The sequence below is a fragment of the Marinactinospora rubrisoli genome, from assembly GCF_042664915.1.
In the GTDB taxonomy this organism is placed as follows: domain Bacteria; phylum Actinomycetota; class Actinomycetes; order Streptosporangiales; family Streptosporangiaceae; genus Marinitenerispora; species Marinitenerispora rubrisoli.
In genome coordinates this window covers 12491-30034 of record NZ_JBHTBH010000003.1, presented here as the reverse complement: position 1 = coordinate 30034, position 17544 = coordinate 12491, and the positions used below count along the sequence as shown (strand labels likewise).

The following is a 17544-nucleotide window of genomic DNA, read 5'->3' as shown; positions in this document are numbered from 1 at the left end:
GCGCCCGTGTCACGCCGCCTGCCGCTGCGCGCGCGCCGTCCGGGAGTCGGCCCCGAGACCGGGCGGGCTGGTCAGGAAGCCCGCCCCCCACGCCATGTGCATCGTGGCCAGTGCCACCGGGATGGCCGCCCGCGCGGACAGCGGCAGCCCGCCGCCCAGTGGCACGCACGCGCCCGCCACCGCGAGCACGTACGCCGCCGGGACGAGCCAGGCCGGCCAGAAGAAGCAGCCGCCCACCAGCCCCAGCACGATGGCCACCAGTGCCACCGGCGGCGCCAGGTAGCGGAGGTTCATGGTGCCCTTGTGCTGGCGCGCCACCACGCGCCGCCAGCGGCCGTAGTGAAAGTACTGCCGGGCGAGCGCCCGCACGTTCGGGCGCGGGCGGTAGGAGACCCGCATCCGCGGCTGGAACCACACCACGCCCCCGCTCTGCCGGATGCGGTGGTTCATCTCCCAGTCCTGTGCCCGGAGGAACGCCTCGTCGTACCCCTGCACCCGGTCCAGCGCCGAACGCCGGAACACGCCGAGGTACACGGTGTCGGCCGGTCCGCCCTCGCCGCCGGTGTGGAACCTGGCGTTGCCCACCCCGATCTTGGAGGTCATGGCGGCGGCGACCGCACGTTCCCACGGCGTCTCGCCCTCGGCCGCCATGATGCCGCCGACGTTGTCCGCCCCGGTCTCCTCCAGGGTCTCCACGGCGACGCGCAGGTAGTCCGACGGCATCATCGCGTGCCCGTCGATCCGGGCCACGATCGAGTGCGAGGAGGCGGCGATGGCGGCGTTCAGCGCGGACGGGGTCCGGCCGCTGGGGTTCGCCACCACCTTCACGCGCGGGTCGGCCGCCGCCAGCGAGTCGGCGACCTCCTGCGTGCGGTCCTTCGACGGGCCCACCGCGAGCACCACCTCCAGCTCGCCGGGGTAGTCCTGGCTCAGGACGTGCCGGACGGCGGCGGCGAGATGGCGTTCCTCGTTCAGGATGGGCATGACTACCGATACGGCCGGCCAGGTCACGGGCATATCCAAGGGTCGCGGAGTGAGCGGACGACGGGTGGGAGCGCCACCGGCGAGCCGGGCAGGAGCGGACCCGCGGGGCGGCGTGCGGTCCGGAGGGGGTCGCGAGGGTCCGCACCGGAACGCGCAGCCAACGGTACTGCACTCCCGGCCACATCCGGCCCCCGAAAGGATGCCGAAAGCGGCCTACGGCGCCGGGATTCGCGGTACCTTCAGAAGTGCCGCCCCGGCCTTTCCTCATCTGGGGCCGGGGCGGTCCACCATGCCCGTACGTCCGTTGACCTCGGACGACGCAGCCGGTACCCGTCACCCTCGTGGGCCGCCCGTATGGCGCCGCTTGCGCGACTCGCCCCCCAACACGCCGTGACGCGGCATCCGATGCCCCTTGTCGGGATTCCTGAGACCCTTGGGGATCATCAGTTTCGGAGCGCACCAGCTGCGCCAGACGGCCGCACGGGGCGGGAGGTCACCCGATGAACGAGGACGGGGACGGCAGCCGGACGCACGGCGACACCGCCGAACCGCCCGGCACGTCGGGGTTCCGCCGCGTGCGCTCCGGGCCGTTGCCGCCCGCGGACGCCCCGCGCGACGCCCACCGGCCCCGCCCGAAGCGGCGGCGTGCCGCCGATGACGGCCGCCGTCCCCAGGGCCGCCGCGGCTCGCGAAACCGCGCCGCCGCTCCCCCGTTCCCGCTCCCGAGCCGCCGGGTCCGGCGCAAGCGGGTCATGCTGCTGCTGACCGGGGCGATGTCCATCGTCGTGCTGCTCGCCTCGGGCGGCGCGTGGGCGGTCACCGGGTGGGCGTCCGGGCTCATCAACCGGTTCGACGTCTTCGGCGGGCTCACCGACCGGCCGGACGCCGGCGCGCGCGGCGCCCTGAACTTCCTCGTCATCGGCTCGGACAGCCGTGGTGAGCTGGACTCGGGCCGGCAGTCCGACCTGGGGGTCGGCCACGTGGAGGGTCAGCGTTCCGACACGATGATGCTGGTCCACCTCAACCGCGACCGCGACGCCATCACGGTGGTCGGCATCCCGCGCGACTCCTGGGTGGACATCCCCGGGCACGGCGGCAACAAGATCAACGCGGCGTACGCGTTCGGCGGCCCGCAGCTCGCCGTGCAGACGGTCGAGTCCGCGACCGGGGTGCGGATCGACCACTATGTCGAGATCGACTTCGGCGGGTTCGTCGACGTGGTGGACGCCGTCGGCGGCATCGAGGTCTGCCTGCCCGAGGCGATCCACGATGACAAGGCGCACCTGAGCATGGAGGCCGGCACCCACCACGTCGACGGCACCGAGGCGCTGGCGTTCGCCCGTACCCGGCAGACCAGCAACGGCGACCTCGACCGGATCGACCGCCAGCAGCAGGTCATGTCCGCGCTGCTGGACCAGGTCCTGAGCACGGACACGCTGAGCGACCCGGACCGGTTCACGCGGTTCCTGGATACCGCCCTGCGGTCGCTGACCGTGGACGAGGGGCTGGACACGGGGACCATCAACCAGCTCGGCAACCAGCTTCGCGACATCAGCCTGACCGATGTCGCGTTCACCCAGGTGCCGGTCGCGAACATGGAGTACTGGACCCCGCATGGCGACGTCGCGGTCACCTGGAACGAGTCGGCCGCCCGCGAGGTGTTCGCGCGCATCGCGGCCGACCGGCCGCTGGACGAGCCGGCCGAGCGGTCCGAAGGACCGGCCGATGCCGAGGAGGATCCCGTGCCGGCCGGTGAGATCTCCGTCCAGGTGTTCAACGGTGTCGGGACGTCCGGCCTCGGCGGTCGGGTGGCCGGTGAGCTGGCCGGCGCGGGGTTCCAGGTGCCCGGCCAGGCACAGAACTGGTTCAGCCACGACGTCGCCGAGACCCTGGTCCGGTACGGCCCCGGCCAGGAGCGGGCGGCCGAGACGGTGGCCGCCGCCATCCCGGGCGCGCGGGTGGAGGCGGACCCGGCCCTGACCGGCCCGATGCAGGTCGTGGTCGGCGCAAACTACCAGGGCGTGACGCCCCCGACCCCCGCCACGGAGCCCGCGCCCGAGGCCACGCCGGAGGGCGGCACCGGCCGCGACACCGTGCGGACGAGCACCGCCGCGGACAACGTCTGCGAATAAGGGCCCTATCAGGCGACGATCGCCCTGTGCGGCGCGGCGCGCCGACCGGCTCCCGCACACGGCCGGGACGGTGTGCCGTCCCGCCGGGTCACGCGTCCAGGCGTGCGCGAATGAGCGTGTCGAGTCGCTGCCATGCCGGGGACGCGGCGTTGACCGTGCTCTGGATGAGAGCGGGGATCTCGGTGGCCGCGCCCATCTGGGGAAGTTCGCCGGATCCGTAGCGTTCCCGGGTCGCCTCGACGATCCGGCGGGCGAGGCCGTCGATGCGGGGATCGTCGGCATCGAGGTCGTGCGCGTGGTCGTAGTCGAGGAAGAGCCGCCGGAGCTCGGGCTCGGCCAGCATCTCGGCCTGGTCCTGAAACAGTGCGCCCGCGCGATCGGGGTGGGTGGCGAACACGAGGATCCACAGGTCACGTTGCAGGTCGACCCATCGAGGGGTGAATCCCCAGCCGGCCAGGTTCTCCAGGTGGACACCGACCTCGGGGGGCAGCGGTGTCAACTGACCGGCGGCGAGCCGGCGCAAGCGCCCTTGCGTCTTCCGCAGGCGGCGGATACGGGCGGCGAGGTCGTCGTCGATCTCGCGCAGCGCCTGCTGGAACTCCTCGCCGGTCGCTGATCGCAGGGCCCGGATACGGGCCAGCGGGACGCCCGCTTCGGCGAGGGTCCGGATCTTGATCAGGTCAATGGCGTCGTTCGCGCCGTATCGCCGGTAGCCGGACGCATCGCGGCCGGGCTCGGGGAGCAGCCCCTTGTCGTGATAGACGCGAATGGTCTTGGTCGACACTCCGATGTACCCGGCCAGCTGCCCGATGGTGATCACCCGGCCATCGTCCCACTTGACCTTTCCCCTGGGGCAGGGTTGCAGGATGGCGTCATGGCGAACATGAACATCGATCGGGAGACCCTGCGCGAGCTGGCCGATGCGGGAAACGAGGCCGCTCTGGACAGGCTGGCCGACCTCGCCGACGAGGCCGGCGACCTTGCGGAGCTGAGTGACCTGCTGGACGAGGGGTGCATGCGCGCCGGATCGCTGCTGACTCGGCGCGCGGTCGCGAACGGTGACCTCCGCGAGCTGCAACGGATCTCCGACGCCGGGTACGACGAGGCCGGGAACGAGCTGGACCGGCTACTGGCGGCCCCTGCCGACGGGCACCGGAATTAGCGATCCGGCCGGCCGCGGCACTGGCTAAGGCGTGGTTTTTGAAACGTCCGTGGGGTGGGCCGGTATCGGGAATCGCCGGGTGACGTGGCCCGGCGGCATGCACCCACCGGCCCTTCGAGTGTGACCTGCCCGCCCCGCTCATGCCCGCCCACCGCCGCAGAGGCAAGCGGTGGGCCGACCACCGCGCGTCATCAGCGCCATCCTCTCCGCCGGTATCCCCCGGCGCGGCCTGCCCGACGCTACGGCCCAGGGACCGCCAAGGAGAGAGCCGCCGCGCGGACCCGAAGCGCCCGGTCGTTCCCCTGGGGCAGGCCGCGCACTGAACCGTTGGATCCAGCTGCCCGCCCGGCTTGCGCCGCCTGGCCATCACCGGCCCCTGCCATCAGCGAGGCGGCACCGACCTCGCCCGTACAACGAACACCGCCTAGTAGGTCCGCGGCCGGCCGTCGGCGCCGACCGGGGGCGCATGCCCTTCGGTGCCCAGGTCCTGGGCGCCGATGATGCCGAGCAGCCGGAGCTGGTCGGCGGCGACGGCGTCGCCGGGCGGGGCGGAGAGCCACATCAGGCGCTGGCGGCCGTCCTCGCTGAACAGGTTGGTGCAGTCCACCTCGATCACGCCCACGGCGGGGTGGACCAGGCGCTTGCGGGTGCGGCGGCGCACGGCGACGTCGCGCCGGTCCCACAGCTCGGCGAACTCCGCGCTGCACCGCCGCAGCTCGGCGACCATGCCGCGGACGTCGGCGTCGCCGCCGCGGCGGGCGGTGACCGCGCGCAGGTCGGCGGCGAGCGTGCGCGAGTGGTAGGCGTGGTCCTCGGCCGGGTAGCGCGAACGCGTCTCCCGGGGGTCGGCGAACCAGAGGTAGGCGAAGCTGGTCCGGTAGCCCCGCCGGTCGCCGTCGGAGGGGATCTCGCCGAGGAGCGGGGCGGCGAACCGGTTCTGCGCCAGGGGCTCGTGCAGGTCGGTCATGATCCGGGCGGGGGTGCCCTCCAGCCGGTCGAGCAGACCGAGCAGAGCCGGGTTGACGTGGCTGAGCGGCCCGTGGACGGGCGGCCGGGGGTAGCCCGCCAGATGGTGGAGGTGGTCGCGCTCGTCGCCGGTCAGGCGCAGCGCGCGTGCCAGGGCGGCGAGCATCTGCTCGGACGGCCGGGCGCTGCGGCCGCGCTCGAGCTCGGTGTAGTAGTCCACCGAGGCCCCCGCCAGCTGGGCGACCTCCTCGCGCCGCAGCCCGGGCACCCGGCGGCGGGAGCCCGTGGCGAGGCCGACGTCGGCGGGCTGGAGCCGGTCACGGCGCGACCTGAGGAACGCGGCGAGCTCTGCGAGATCCATTCCCCCAGGGTCGCGCGTCGCGACGGAGTTATCCAGGGGGTGGCGACCCCCGGGTCGGGAGAGCCGTGGCAGCGCGGAGCGGTCCCGGCGAGGGTAGAGGGGAGCGAAGGGCCGGCGGTGTGCCGTCGGCCCGACCAGGACCGAAAGGACGTTCCATCCATGAGCACCGACTCTGCCGGCGGCGTGCGCCGGGTCGCGATCGTCACCGGTGGCTCGCGCGGGATCGGCCGGGAGACCGTGCGCCGGCTGGCCGCCGACGGCCACGCGATCGTGGTGAACTACGCGGGCAACGCCGGGGAGGCCCGGGCGGCCGTCGACGAGGCGATCGCGGCCGGCGGGCAGGCGATCGCCGTCCAGGCCGACGTCGCCGACGAGAAGGCCGTCGCCGCGCTCTTCGACACGGCCGAGCGGACCTACGGCGGCGTCGACGTGGTCGTGCACGCCGCGGGCCGCATGTACCTGGCCCCGATCGCCGAGGTGGACCTGGCCGAGCTGGACGCGCTGCACCGCACGAACATCCGTGGCACCTTCGTCGTCGCCCAGCAGGCGGCCCGCCGCACTCGCGACGGCGGGGCGATCCTGCTGTTCTCCACCTCCGTGATCGGCACGGCCCTTCCGAGGTACGCGCCGTACACGGCGACCAAGGGCGCCGTGGAGGCCATCACGATGATCCTCGCCCGGGAGATGCGCGGCCGGAACATCACGGTCAACACCGTCGCACCCGGTCCCACCGCGACCGCCTTGTTCCTCGACGGCAAGGATCAGGAGACTGTGGACCGGCTGGCCGCCCAGCCGCCGCTGGAACGTCTGGGGACGACCGCGGACATCGCCGAGGTGGCCGCCTTCCTCACCTCCCCGGCCGGGCACTGGGTCAACGGCCAGGTCGTCCGCGCCAACGGCGGACTCGTCTGACCGGCCGGTACGGCCCGGCCGTCCGGCCGGTGCGGCCGAGCGGCCGGGCCGATATTTGACCGATCTATCCAGAACGCCGTAGAGTGCCGCCATGGCACGACCGAAGGAGTTCGACCCGGAGGCCGCGCTGGACGCCGCCATGCGGCTGTTCTGGCGCAAGGGCTACGAGGCGACGTCCACCAGCGACCTGACGGACGAACTGGGCATCGCGCGCGCCAGCCTGTACGGAACCTTCGGTTCCAAACGCGACCTGTACCTGGCCGCGCTGGACCGATTCATCTCCGGCGGCGTCGTGCCGAGCCCGGCCGACACTCTGGCCGCCCGCGAGTCCGGCCTGGAGGCCATCCGCGACCTGCTGGTGGCGAGCGCAACGCCCCCCGAGCCGGGCACACCCGAGGGCTGTTTCGCGGTCAACGCCGCGGTGGAGCACGGCGACACCGACCCCGAGATAGCCCGGCGGCTGGAGGGCAACCGCAGCCGCCTGGAGACGGCACTGTACGGCGCCCTGCTGCGGGCCCGCGCGGACGGCGAACTGGCGTCCGGCGTCGACCCGAGGTCGGCGGCGACCATGCTGGCCACGCTCAACAACGGCCTGAAGGTGCTGTCGCGTGCGGGCGCGGACCAGAAGGACCGCATCACCACAACGGTGGACGCGGTCATGGCGATGCTGACCGCCCCGGCGGCCGGGAGCAGCGGCTGACGGAGCGGCGAGCCGCCGAGCGCCTGAAGCTGTCGACGCCCAAAGCCGAAGGCCGAACCGCGTCGCCAGCGCAAGAAAGCGAGGCGGCGAGCGCGACCAGCAACACCCAACGGCGAGCCGCCGAGCGCCTGAAGCCGTCGACGCCCGAAGCCGAAGGCCCAACCGCGTCGCCAGCGCAAGAAAGCGAGACGGCGAGCGCGACCAGCAACACCCAACGGCGAGCCGCCGGCACGGCCCGCGGCCGACCTCCCCGTAACCGTGGGCTCCCGCACGCCCACATTCGGGACTGTTCAGTCCCGAATCAATGCACACCCGTGCGGCGACCCACGCCGCCGAGCACCCCGGAAAGGCGACGAAATGATCCTCGACCATCACGGCGACCCCGTCCGCACCGGCCGCGCCGCCGTCAACGGGACCAGCCTGCACTACCGAACGGCCGGGTCCGGCCCGGCGGTGGTCCTGCTGCACGGCGTGCCCAAGACCGGCCACCACTGGCGGCACCTCGTCCCGAGGCTCACCGCCCGGTACACGGTCGTGGTGCCGGACCTGCGCGGTCTCGGCGACTCCGCCCGCCCCGCCGACGGGTTCGACTGCGCGACGATGAGTGACGACATCGCCGCACTGATGGCCCACCTCGGGCACCACTCCTACGCCGTGATGGGTGAGGACTGGGGAGCGGTGGTCGGTTACCAACTCGCCGTCCGGCACCGGGACCACGTCGAGGCCCTGGTGTTCGCCGAGGCGCTGCTGCCCGGGTTCGGCTTCGAGGACCACACCGCCCTCACCCGCGAGAACGTCTCAGGTGGCATGTTCCTGTGGCATCTGGGGTTCTACTTCCAGCCGGACGTCCCCGAGATGCTGATCGCCGGCCACGAGCGTGAGCTCATCAGCTACATGCTCAAGACCGAACGCCGCCATCCCGACACCGCGACCGCCGACGCGGTCGACGAGTACGTGCGCTGCTACTCCATGCCCGGCGGCATCCGCTCCATGCTCGCGATCTACCGCGCGATGCTCGTCGACGCCGACCAGAACCGGGAGGCGGCGAAGACGAAGCTGGACATCCCGGTACTTGCCCTCGGCGGCGCCGACTTCATCGGAGACCGGAACGAGGCGCAAATGCGGCTGCTCGCGCGCGATGTCACCGGTCACGTCTTCGACGCCGGCCACGATCTCGCCGAGGAGGTACCGGACGAGGTGGCCGACGTGCTGCTGCCCTTCCTGGCCGCCCGGCTCCAGCCGGTCTGAGCCGGGAACCCCCCGGCCGCGCGACCCGCCGCCGGATCCGCCACCGGCGCGGGCCGCACCGGCGCTGACCTCGGTCGCCCCCGTCCACCTCGGGCACTATCACGTTAGATATCCCGTCATAGTGGTATGAGGAGCGTGGGGCGAGGCCAGAGGAGGACGCCGTGTTCCGACATCCGCTCGGCCTCCTGGCCGGGATCATGATCACCCCCGCGTTGTGGGCCGGCACCGGGTGGTCCGTGAGCGAACTCCAGCCGCTGCTGGCCGCGCGCGACTACGGCAACGGCATGCTGCTGACCAGCGTCGCCGTCCTCATCGTGGTGGGCATCGTCGTGGGGCTGCTCGCGGGGTCACGGCTCTCGCCGCTGGCGGCGTTCGTCTCCGGCGGGGCGATCCTCGCGGCCTCGGTGTGGCCACTGCTCGACTACGCGTCGATGAACCGTCTGGTCCCCGATGTGCTCGCTGCGGGGTCGATGCTGCACCCGCTGGGGCCGGCACTGCCCGTCAACGTCGTGGTGGGCACCCTGCTGTTCATCTCCGCGCTGATGCCGTCCCGCTGGCGGTCCCGGCGGCGGGCCGCCGATCCGGGCCTGACGCCCCCGGCGGCCGGACCGGCCGAGGCGGGCGGCGTGGACCGGGCGCCCGGCCAGCGCACGGCGCCCGCCTATCCCGAGCCCGACCTCGACGAACACGCCAAGACCACCACGCCGTTCCGGCGCACCGGCGACGGGTTCGAACCGGCGCCATGGCCCGAGGCGCCCGGCGACGACGCGCCGACCCGCGCCCTCGGCGACGACCCGCGCTGATCCGGATCCCCACCGCGGAGGGCACGCCGCGGGCAGGGGGTGCCAACACGGCCGATTTCGCCGCCCGGTTTCTGGTCCGGCCAGGTCAGCGCGGCTAGGTTGGTGTCCGGCTGCCCTGGCAGGACGGACCGAGGGGGTTTTCGTGTCCAACACGGTACGGCATGTGATCGGCGCGGTGGTCGGGCTCGTCTTGGTGCCCGTCACCGTGGTCGCGCTGGGCTGGAGCCAGTGGAACCTGCAACTCGCCATGGCGCGGTTCGACTACGCCGGCGGGTTCCTCATCGGGATGGCGGGATTGCTCGTCCTCGGCATCGTGCTGGGCCTGGCGGTGGGTTCCCGGATGTCGCCGCTCGCGTCCCTGATCCCGGGGATCGCGCTCGCCGTGCTCGGCGGCTTCGGGTCGCAGCCGGCGGGCTATGACTTCTTCAACCAGGTCATTCCCTTCGACTTCTGGTGGAACGGGGTGACCATTTATCCGCTGCTCGGCGTGCTGCTGCTGGCCGCGTCGCTGCCGGTGTCGCGCTGGCGATCCGGCCGCCGGCCGTCACGGGCCGGCCGGCGGCAGCCCGCGGCACCTCCGGTCGCGCCCGCGGCGCCCGCTCCGCAGCCGACCGGCCCGGTGCACAACGACGCGCTGCCCGACTCCTGGGTGCCACCGGTGCAGACGCGGCCCGAGCGCACGGAGTGGCCACCGCCGTCCGTCCACGTGCACCATCCCGGGCAGCAGGCCCGGCCGCCGCGGGCCGGCGAGCCGCCCTACCCGCCCGGCCCGGCGACGGGCGGGCAGCACGGCATGACCGGGCTCGCCGGTACCGGTCCGCAGCCGCCCACCGGACGGCCGGGCGGGCCGGACCACCCGCCGCCCGGCGCCGAGGCTCCCGAGTGGACGGGGAGGCCGGCCGGCCACCGGCGCCCGGAGGAGGACGTGCCGCACCTGTACGGGACCGGCCCGATGCCGCAGATGCCGCCGGCCGCCGAACCCCGGCACAGGCGAACGACGGACGAACCCCACCTGTACGGCACCGGTCCGCTTCCCCGGATACCGGAGCCCCCGGCCGACCCGCAACGGGCCCCGCGCCCGCCGGGCACGGACGGCTGATCAGCGGCGGGACCCATTGCGCATGCCCTCAGGGCAGGGGCGAGAGCGGGCCGGGGGTGCGTGATCGCACGCCCGGCCCGCTCTGGCGTCGCCGCACGGTTTCAGAGAGAATGCCGAACGGGAAATGCCGGCCGGTGATCCCCGCTGTGCCGCCTTGCGCGACGGAGCCGCACAACAGCAGAAGCCGCCCCTTCCGGGGCCCGTGACGGTCGTGGCCGCCGCCGGGTCGCGTCGGGTCCGGGTTCGGCAATCTCTCCCCCAGAGGTCCTGACCTGGCACGATGAAGCAGCGCACCATGGAAGCGCGCGGCTCGCCGCCCGGTGTGCCGCCGCGCTCGGCCACGTGGTGCCGCCGGGGTGGTCCCCATGCCGCCTTCCGACGGCAGCTCCGCACCCATCACCAGCCCGCATCGACCCGGCAACCCGCCGATAGCATGCCAGGGCCGGTCGAAGGAAGGACGAACCATTGGTCGCGAAACAGCGTCTGAAGCTCTCGGTACTCGGCACCGGGTACCTGGGCGCCACGCACGCCGCCTGCATGGCGGAGATGGGCTTCGACGTGCTGGGCCTCGACGTGGACAGGGCAAAGGTCGACGCCCTGTCGGCCGGCCGGGTGCCGTTCTACGAACCCGGCCTGGAGGAGGTCCTCGTCCGCAACCTCGCCACCGGCAGGCTCCGTTTCACGACCGACTACGCCGAGGCCGCCGAGTTCGCCGACGTGCACTTCATCTGTGTGGGCACCCCTCAGCGCGCCGACTCCAACGCCGCCGACCTGAGCTACGTCGACGCCGTTGTCGAGAGCCTCGCCCCCCTCCTCACCCGACCGGCCGTGGTCATCGGCAAGTCCACCGTCCCGGTGGGAACCGCCGCGCGGGTGGCGGCCCGCGTCGCCGAGCTCGCCCCGGCCGGCGCCGAGGTGGAGCTGGGCTGGAGCCCGGAGTTCCTGCGGGAGAGCTTCGGGGTGCAGGACACCCTCCACCCCAACCGGATCGTCATCGGCACCGACTCGCCCCGGGTCGAGCGGGTGATGCGGGAGATCTCCGCCAACCAGATCGCTCAGGGCATCCCCTTCCTGGTCACCGACCTGCAGACGGCCGAACTCGTCAAGGTCTCGGCCAACGCGTTCCTCGCCACCAAGATCTCCTTCATCAACGCCATGGCCGAGGTGTCCGAGGCCGCCGGCGCGGACGTGATCAAGCTGGCCGAGGCGCTGTCCTATGACGACCGCATCGGCGGCAAGTTCCTCGGTCCGGGGCTCGGGTTCGGGGGCGGCTGCCTGCCCAAGGACATCCGGGCGTTCATGGCCAGGGCCGACGAACTGGGCGTCGAGCCCGCGCTGTCGTTCCTGCGCGAGGTGGACGCCATCAACCAGCGGCGCCGGGCCCGCACGATCGACATCGCGCGCGGCCTGATCGGCGGCAGCTTCGCCGACCGGACGGTCGCCGTCCTGGGCGCGGCGTTCAAACCGAACTCCGACGACATCCGCGACTCGCCCGCCCTCGACGTCGCGCAGTCCATCAGCTCGATGGGCGCGCACGTCACCGTCTACGACCCCGAGGCGCTGGAGAACGCCCGGCGCGCCCACCCGGGACTGAACTTCGCGCACTCCATGCTGGAGGCCGTGCGCGACGCCGAGGTCGTGCTGCTGCTGACGGAGTGGGCCGAGTTCCGCGACGCCGACCCCGACGAGCTCGCCAAGGTCGTGGCCGAGCAGCGGATCGTGGACGGCCGCAACGCGCTGGATCCGGAGTACTGGCGGGAACGCGGCTGGACCTACCGTGCGCTGGGGCGGCCATGAGCGGGGGCGGCGTCGGCCCCGAGCCGACGGACGACGAGATCCGGCGGATCCTCACCGGGACCCGGGTGTGGGCCGTGGTCGGGCTCGGTGACAACCCGGACCGCCCCGCCTACCGGGTGTCCCGCTTCCTGCAGTCGCGGGGCAAACGGATCGTCCCCGTGCATCCCAGCGCGGCGACCGTGCACGGAGAGCCGGGGTACGCCTCGCTCGCCGACATCCCGTTCCCGGTGGACGTCGTGGACGTGTTCCGGCGCTCGGCGGACGCCGGAGCGGTCGCCGACGAGGCGCTCGCCCTGCCCGGCGTCGCCGCGGTCTGGTTCCAGCTCGGCGTGATCGACGAGGCCGCCGCGCAGCGGGTGCGCGCGGCCGGGCGTGTCATGGTGATGGACCGCTGCCCCGCGATCGAGTGGCCGCGGCTGCTCGGCCCGCTCTGAAGCCGTTCGCGCCGGTCAGCGCGGCGCCGGTTCCGCACCGCCCACCGGGGTAGTGGGGCGGTATGCGAGCCGCGAGGAGTCTGTTGCGGGCCCTCGGCGGGCCCGGCCGGCGGCGCGCCCCGGACCGGCCGCCCGGGCGGGTGCCACCGCCCCTGGACGAGGGACTGGCCGGTAGGCGCCGGGCGCTGGCGGCCGCCCACGGCTGGGAGTACCGCACCGGCGACCAGCGGCTCATCCAGGGCTGGCCGCGCCCGGTACTGCCACCCGGCCCCCTCGGGCGGGTCCGCAACGCGATTTCCGGCAGGCATCGCGGCCGGGCGTTCATCGCGTTCGACTACGTGCATCTGGCGCCGGACAGCGGTGCGTGGCAGAACATCCAGGTCTGCGCGGTACGGCTGCCCGCACAGGTACCCTACGTGGAGGTCCGCGATCCCGAGGGCGGCGCGCACGACGTGTACGCCGAGAGCCCGGAGGTCCGCTACGCGTTCGACCTGCTGTCGGCGGAGGTGTGCGCGGCGATCCGCCGGCACGGCCTGACCCGCTTCCATCTCGACGGCCGGCACCTCATCTGCACCGACCAGGGCGGCGGCCCACGGCGTCTCCCGGGGATGCTGGACGCGCTGGCCGACCTGCTGGACGGCATTCCGGACGCGTTCTGGGAGCGCTGGCGGCAGGCGTGACGGGGCGACCGGGCCCAGCGAGAAGCGCCTCAGGAACACGGTCCGCGCACCCGAGCGTCCCGTCACGAGGAGCACGGAGCGGACCACGGCACGTGTTCACCGTCGCGGCAGGCTACCCGCCGTGGAAGGTGGGCGTCCGGCCGTCGCGTGCGGCGGTCAGCGCCTCGGCCATGTCGTCGCTCGTGAACGTCAGCAGCTCATGGGCGAGGCCTTGCTCGATGGCCCCTGCCATGGTGTCTTTGAGCAGCCGGTTGACGGCCATCTTGGTGTAGCGCACGGCCAGGGGGGCGCCTGCGGCCAGACGCTGGGCGAACGCGGTCGCCGCAGGCGGCACCTCGCCGACGGGGCACACGTGCGTGATGAGCCCAGGTGGGCGGCCTGTGACGCGGTGACGGGGTCACCAGTGAGCAGGGAGCGCTTGGCCAAGGCGGGTCCCATGGCCATCGGCCAGATGGCCGCGCCACCGTCGCCCGCGACAACGCCGATCCGCACGTGCGGGTCCGCGATGGTCGCGGTGTCCGCCATGAAGATCGCATCGCAGAACAGCGCGATCGTCGCCCCGAGGCCGGTCGCGTCGCCGTTGAGGGCGGCGACGATCGGAATCTCGACGTCGAGCAGATCCCAGACGATCCGCTTGGCCACCTGTCGGCCGGCGTCGATCACCCGCAGTCCCTGCTCGCGCTGCCACAGCAGTGAGCCGACCGGGTCTTGCAGTCCGGTGAAGAAGGCCTGCCCGGAGCCGGTCAGGATGGCCGCCCGTGATTCGCGCTCCTCGCGAAGGTCGTGGATGAGGCGGCCGACTTCCTCATGGACGGCGAGGTCTGGGGCGTCCACTTCGGCCGGGTCGCGGAAGAAGACGGTGAGGAGCCGTCCGGTCCGCTCGAACCGCATGGTGGTGTAGGCATCGGTGTCACCTGCTGCCCCGGGGACCTCATCAGCGGCCTCAGCACCGATACCCATGACGATCCCGCTCTTTTCGACGAGATGCGGGCCTATGTGATGGGCGAGGGGGTGCACGACGTCACCCGGGTGATCCTGCGGCGCGCGGCCGACCGGGGCCAGGTCGAATCCGGCCTGCCGACCGCGCGCATCCTCAGGCTGCCCATCGACCTGCTGCGCAATGAGTACCTGATGTCACGCGGACCGCTACCAGCCGATACGGTGACCGGGATCATCGACGACATCGTCATGCCGCTCCTCCGCACGGCGATGGCCGGCCAGAGTCGCCTCAGGTGAAGGCGGACTCTGCCGCCCACAGGTATCACGTCGCCCCCGGCCGGACGATCCATTGATTCTGGGGATCGCCGCAAACGATGCGGCGCGCACCATCCGCATGCCGCTGGCCGACGGGCCGTTCATCGCCGCCGAAGCACGCTCGCCGGCCGGCCCCGGCCGTCGATCGGGACGCCGGAGCGGGGTTCCGGGGCCGCCCGCCCCGCGTCCCCGTCGCGCGTCCCAGATGGCTCCCCGGCGTACCGATCGCGCACCGCCCACCCCCACGCACGGGCATTGGTCACGCGCATGCCCCGCCCGCCGAGGAGCCCGGCCTCCCTCGGCCAGCGACCGCATTGACATATCGATTTTCGATACGTATCGTTTTTCGATAACATCGATGAACGATATGCCATTGAGGAGCGCCACCATGTCCCCCCGAACCGAATCCTGGCTGAAACCGCTGGACCGCCTGCTCGCCGTCGTCGGCGTGTTCACCGCCGTGGGCGTGGCCGCGGTGGTCGCCGACCCCATCGTCGCGCTGCTGACCTCCGGTCACGCGCGGCTGCCGTACGAGGTCACGATCCCGGCCGACCGGCTCGACGGGCTCCGGGCCGACCCCGGGGTGCTTCGGCCCGGCGTGGAGTTCTCCGGCGACGTCGGGGTGACCCTCGCCGAGCCGAACGTGTGGCAGACACTGCTCGCGATGGTCGCCGCCGGGCTGCCACCGGTCCTGCTGCTGATCGGCATCATCATGCTGCGCCGCATCGTCCGCATGGTGCTGGCCGACGGGCCGTTCACCGCCGCCGTCGCCGCCCGGCTGCGCGGCCTCGGCGTTCTCACCGTGCTCGGAGCGCTCGGCGCCTCGGTGGTGTCCCTGGTCGCGGACCTGCCCTTCACCCACGCCGTGCTCGCCTCGGGATTCGCCCTGTCGTGGCAGTTCCCGCTGGTTCCCATCGCGTGCGGCCTCGGGGTGCTCGTGGTCGCCGAGATCGTCGCACACGGCGTCACGCTGCGTGAGGACGTCGAGGGGACCGTCTGACCGTGCCCCCCGACCAGAACCCCGCCGACGACACACCGCCTCCCATCGCGGTGCGTCTGGACGAACTCCTGGCCGAGCGCGGGATGACGCTGGCCGAGCTCTCCCGGCGGGTCGATGTGACCGTGGTCAACCTGTCGGTGCTGAAGAACGGCCGGGCGAGGGCGATCCGCTTCTCCACCCTGGCCCGGCTCTGCGAGGTGCTGAACTGCCAGCCCGGCGACCTGCTCGGCTACCGGCCGCCCAGCCCGAACCCGACCGGCGAGGACCCCTCACGGACCTGACGGCGCAGCCGCTCGCCCTTGGCCTGCGCCTGCGCCTTGAGGTCGTCCTGGAACTTCTTCATCCGCTCCCGGAGCCCGGCGTCGTGCGCCGCCAGCATCCGGACCGCGAGCAGACCGGCGTTGCGGGCCGCTCCCACCGCCACCGTCGCCACCGGGACCCCGGCCGGCATCTGCACGATGGACAGCAGCGAGTCGAGCCCGTCCAGGTACTTGAGGGGCACCGGCACGCCGATGACCGGGAGCGGGGTGACCGAGGCGAGCATCCCCGGCAGGTGCGCGGCGCCGCCGGCGCCCGCGATGATCACCTTCAGGCCACGCTCCTCGGCGCGTACGCCGTACTCGATCATCTCGTGCGGCATGCGGTGCGCGGACACGACATCGGCCTCGAAACCGACGCCGAACTCCGTCAGGGCCGTGGCCGCCTCCTTCATGAAGGGCCAGTCGGAGTCGCTGCCCATCACGATGCCGACGGCGGCCGCGCTCTCGGCGGATCCGGTGGGGTCTGTCACTGCGGGTCTCCCTTGAGGTACGCCGCGGCGTCACGGGCGCGGGCGAGGAGGTCGTGGTGGTCGGTGCCGGACACCGTGACGTGGCCGATCTTGCGGCCCGGCCGGACCGCCTTGCCGTAGAAGTGCACCTTGATCTCGGGGTCCCTGGCCATGACGTGGAAGTAGCGGTTGTAGACATCGGGGTCGGCGCCGCCGAGCACGTTCGCCATCACCGTGACCGGGGCGGTGGTCCGCGGCGAGCCGAGCGGAAGGTCCAGGACGGCCCGCAGGTGCTGCTCGAACTGGGAGGTGCGGGCGCCGTCGATCGTCCAGTGTCCCGAGTTGTGCGGGCGCATGGCGAGCTCGTTGACCACCACACCCGACGGGGTCTCGAACAGCTCGACCGCGAGCATGCCGACCACGTCCAGCGCGTGCGCCAGCTCGATGGCCAGCTCCTGGGCGTGGGTGGCCTTCTCGTCGTCCAGGCCGGGTGCCGGGGCGATCACCTCGTGGCAGATGCCGTCGCGCTGCACCGTCTCCACGACCGGGTACACCGCGAGCTGGCCGTACGGCGACCGGGCCACCTGCACGGCGAGCTCGCGGACGAAGTCGACCCGTTCCTCCACCAGCAGCGGTACGTCACTCTCGGCGGCCCGCCGGACCACCTCGGCCGCCTCCTCCGCGGTGCCGGCCATCCACACGCCCTTGCCGTCGTACCCGCCGCGCGCGGCCTTGAGCACCACGGGCCAGCCGCACTCGGCGGCGAACGCCTCGACCTGCTCCGGCGCGGTGACGGGGCGCCAGCGCGGGCACGGCACCCCCAGCTCCTCGGCGCGGACCCGCATCCGCAGCTTGTCCTGTGCGTACCGCAGCGCCGCGCGTCCCGGCCGCAGGGTCACGCCGGCGCGCTCCAGCTCGCGCAGCACCGGCTCGGGCACGTGCTCGTGGTCGAACGTCAGCACGTCGCAGGACTTGGCGAAGGCCGTCAGGTCGGCGAGTCCGCGGTCGTCGCCGAGGTGCACGTCGCCGCAGACGCGGGCGGCGCTGTCGTCGGCCGAGGCCGCCAGCACCCGGAAGTCCACGCCCAGCGCGATCCCGGCCTGGTGCGTCATCCGGGCCAGCTGGCCGCCGCCGACCATTCCGACCGACGGGACGAACCGATTACGCTCGCTCACAGTTCCTCATTCTCAACACGTCTTGGCAGGGGGCGTCGGCCGCGGCAGTCGGCGCCGCGCGCACGGAC

At 72.9% G+C, this 17544-nt stretch carries 19 protein-coding genes; 13 read left to right on the top strand and 6 right to left on the bottom strand.

What is annotated here, in order from left to right; translation table 11 throughout:
• Nucleotides 1-9: 9 nt before the first annotated feature.
• A complete protein-coding gene (locus tag ACFQRF_RS06965; protein ID WP_379869829.1) occupies nt 10-1017 on the bottom strand; it encodes a glycosyltransferase family 2 protein in 1008 nt (335 codons plus the stop codon).
• 467 nt (nt 1018-1484) lie between these two features.
• On the opposite strand from ACFQRF_RS06965, the gene ACFQRF_RS06960 reads away from it, so the two are divergent.
• On the top strand, nt 1485-3116 hold the full coding sequence (locus tag ACFQRF_RS06960) for an LCP family protein (RefSeq protein WP_379869828.1): 1632 nt from the start codon (nt 1485-1487) through the stop codon (nt 3114-3116).
• An 88-nt stretch (nt 3117-3204) separates the two neighbouring features.
• Here the strand turns inward: ACFQRF_RS06960 and ACFQRF_RS06955 are convergent, their stop codons facing one another.
• Nucleotides 3205-3936, bottom strand: a complete 732-nt coding sequence (locus ACFQRF_RS06955) for a MerR family transcriptional regulator (RefSeq protein WP_379869826.1) — start codon at nt 3934-3936, stop codon at nt 3205-3207.
• 54 nt (nt 3937-3990) lie between these two features.
• Between ACFQRF_RS06955 and ACFQRF_RS06950 the strand changes: the two genes are divergently transcribed.
• Entirely contained in the window at nt 3991-4278 is a 288-nt protein-coding gene (locus ACFQRF_RS06950; RefSeq protein ID WP_379869825.1) for a hypothetical protein, read from the top strand.
• Nucleotides 4279-4702: 424 nt separating this feature from the next.
• On the opposite strand, the gene ACFQRF_RS06945 is transcribed toward ACFQRF_RS06950, so the two are convergent.
• Entirely contained in the window at nt 4703-5605 is a 903-nt protein-coding gene (locus ACFQRF_RS06945) for a helix-turn-helix transcriptional regulator (protein ID WP_379869823.1), read from the bottom strand.
• A gap of 159 nt (nt 5606-5764) precedes the next feature.
• Here ACFQRF_RS06945 and ACFQRF_RS06940 point away from each other — a divergent pair, with 159 nt between their 5' ends.
• The 8 genes from ACFQRF_RS06940 (at nt 5765) to ACFQRF_RS06905 (ending at nt 13278) form a co-directional block, all read left to right on the top strand.
• Nucleotides 5765-6517, top strand: a complete 753-nt coding sequence (locus tag ACFQRF_RS06940; protein ID WP_379869822.1) for an SDR family oxidoreductase — start codon at nt 5765-5767, stop codon at nt 6515-6517.
• Between the two features lie 91 nt (nt 6518-6608).
• Entirely contained in the window at nt 6609-7217 is a 609-nt protein-coding gene (locus ACFQRF_RS06935; RefSeq protein WP_379869820.1) for a TetR/AcrR family transcriptional regulator, read from the top strand.
• Nucleotides 7218-7574: 357 nt separating this feature from the next.
• On the top strand, nt 7575-8465 hold the full coding sequence (locus tag ACFQRF_RS06930; protein ID WP_379869819.1) for an alpha/beta fold hydrolase: 891 nt from the start codon (nt 7575-7577) through the stop codon (nt 8463-8465).
• 161 nt (nt 8466-8626) lie between these two features.
• Nucleotides 8627-9268: a hypothetical protein gene (locus tag ACFQRF_RS06925; RefSeq protein ID WP_379869817.1), complete on the top strand. Its 642-nt coding sequence runs from the start codon at nt 8627-8629 to the stop codon at nt 9266-9268.
• A gap of 142 nt (nt 9269-9410) precedes the next feature.
• Nucleotides 9411-10367: a hypothetical protein gene (locus ACFQRF_RS06920; RefSeq protein WP_379869816.1), complete on the top strand. Its 957-nt coding sequence runs from the start codon at nt 9411-9413 to the stop codon at nt 10365-10367.
• A gap of 537 nt (nt 10368-10904) precedes the next feature.
• On the top strand, nt 10905-12164 hold the full coding sequence (locus ACFQRF_RS06915; protein ID WP_379870406.1) for a UDP-glucose dehydrogenase family protein: 1260 nt from the start codon (nt 10905-10907) through the stop codon (nt 12162-12164).
• Nucleotides 12161-12598: a CoA-binding protein gene (locus ACFQRF_RS06910; protein WP_379869814.1), complete on the top strand. Its 438-nt coding sequence runs from the start codon at nt 12161-12163 to the stop codon at nt 12596-12598. The genes ACFQRF_RS06915 and ACFQRF_RS06910 overlap by 4 nt, the downstream gene beginning before the upstream one ends.
• An 83-nt stretch (nt 12599-12681) precedes the next feature.
• Nucleotides 12682-13278, top strand: a complete 597-nt coding sequence (locus ACFQRF_RS06905) for a type III secretion system chaperone family protein (protein ID WP_379869813.1) — start codon at nt 12682-12684, stop codon at nt 13276-13278.
• Nucleotides 13279-13467: 189 nt separating this feature from the next.
• On the opposite strand, the gene ACFQRF_RS06900 is transcribed toward ACFQRF_RS06905, so the two are convergent.
• On the bottom strand, nt 13468-14112 hold the full coding sequence (locus ACFQRF_RS06900) for an enoyl-CoA hydratase/isomerase family protein (RefSeq protein WP_379869811.1): 645 nt from the start codon (nt 14110-14112) through the stop codon (nt 13468-13470).
• Here ACFQRF_RS06900 and ACFQRF_RS06895 point away from each other — a divergent pair.
• The 3 genes from ACFQRF_RS06895 (at nt 14086) to ACFQRF_RS06885 (ending at nt 15813) form a co-directional block, all read left to right on the top strand.
• Nucleotides 14086-14514: a TetR-like C-terminal domain-containing protein gene (locus ACFQRF_RS06895; protein ID WP_379869809.1), complete on the top strand. Its 429-nt coding sequence runs from the start codon at nt 14086-14088 to the stop codon at nt 14512-14514. The two genes, ACFQRF_RS06900 and ACFQRF_RS06895, sit on opposite strands and share 27 nt — an antisense overlap.
• A gap of 406 nt (nt 14515-14920) precedes the next feature.
• Complete coding sequence (locus ACFQRF_RS06890; protein WP_379869808.1) at nt 14921-15532, top strand: DUF2975 domain-containing protein; 612 nt, start codon at nt 14921-14923, stop codon at nt 15530-15532.
• 2 nt (nt 15533-15534) lie between these two features.
• The gene (locus tag ACFQRF_RS06885) at nt 15535-15813 is read left to right on the top strand and encodes a helix-turn-helix domain-containing protein (RefSeq protein ID WP_379869807.1); all 279 of its coding nucleotides are present in this window, start codon (nt 15535-15537) and stop codon (nt 15811-15813) included.
• On the opposite strand, the gene purE is transcribed toward ACFQRF_RS06885, so the two are convergent.
• Nucleotides 15762-16271, bottom strand: a complete 510-nt coding sequence (gene purE / locus ACFQRF_RS06880) for a 5-(carboxyamino)imidazole ribonucleotide mutase (protein ID WP_379870404.1) — start codon at nt 16269-16271, stop codon at nt 15762-15764. The genes ACFQRF_RS06885 and purE overlap by 52 nt on opposite strands.
• 47 nt (nt 16272-16318) lie before the next feature.
• Nucleotides 16319-17476, bottom strand: coding sequence for a 5-(carboxyamino)imidazole ribonucleotide synthase (locus ACFQRF_RS06875; protein ID WP_379869806.1), 1158 nt, complete (start codon nt 17474-17476; stop codon nt 16319-16321).
• Between the last annotated feature and the right edge of the window lie 68 nt (nt 17477-17544).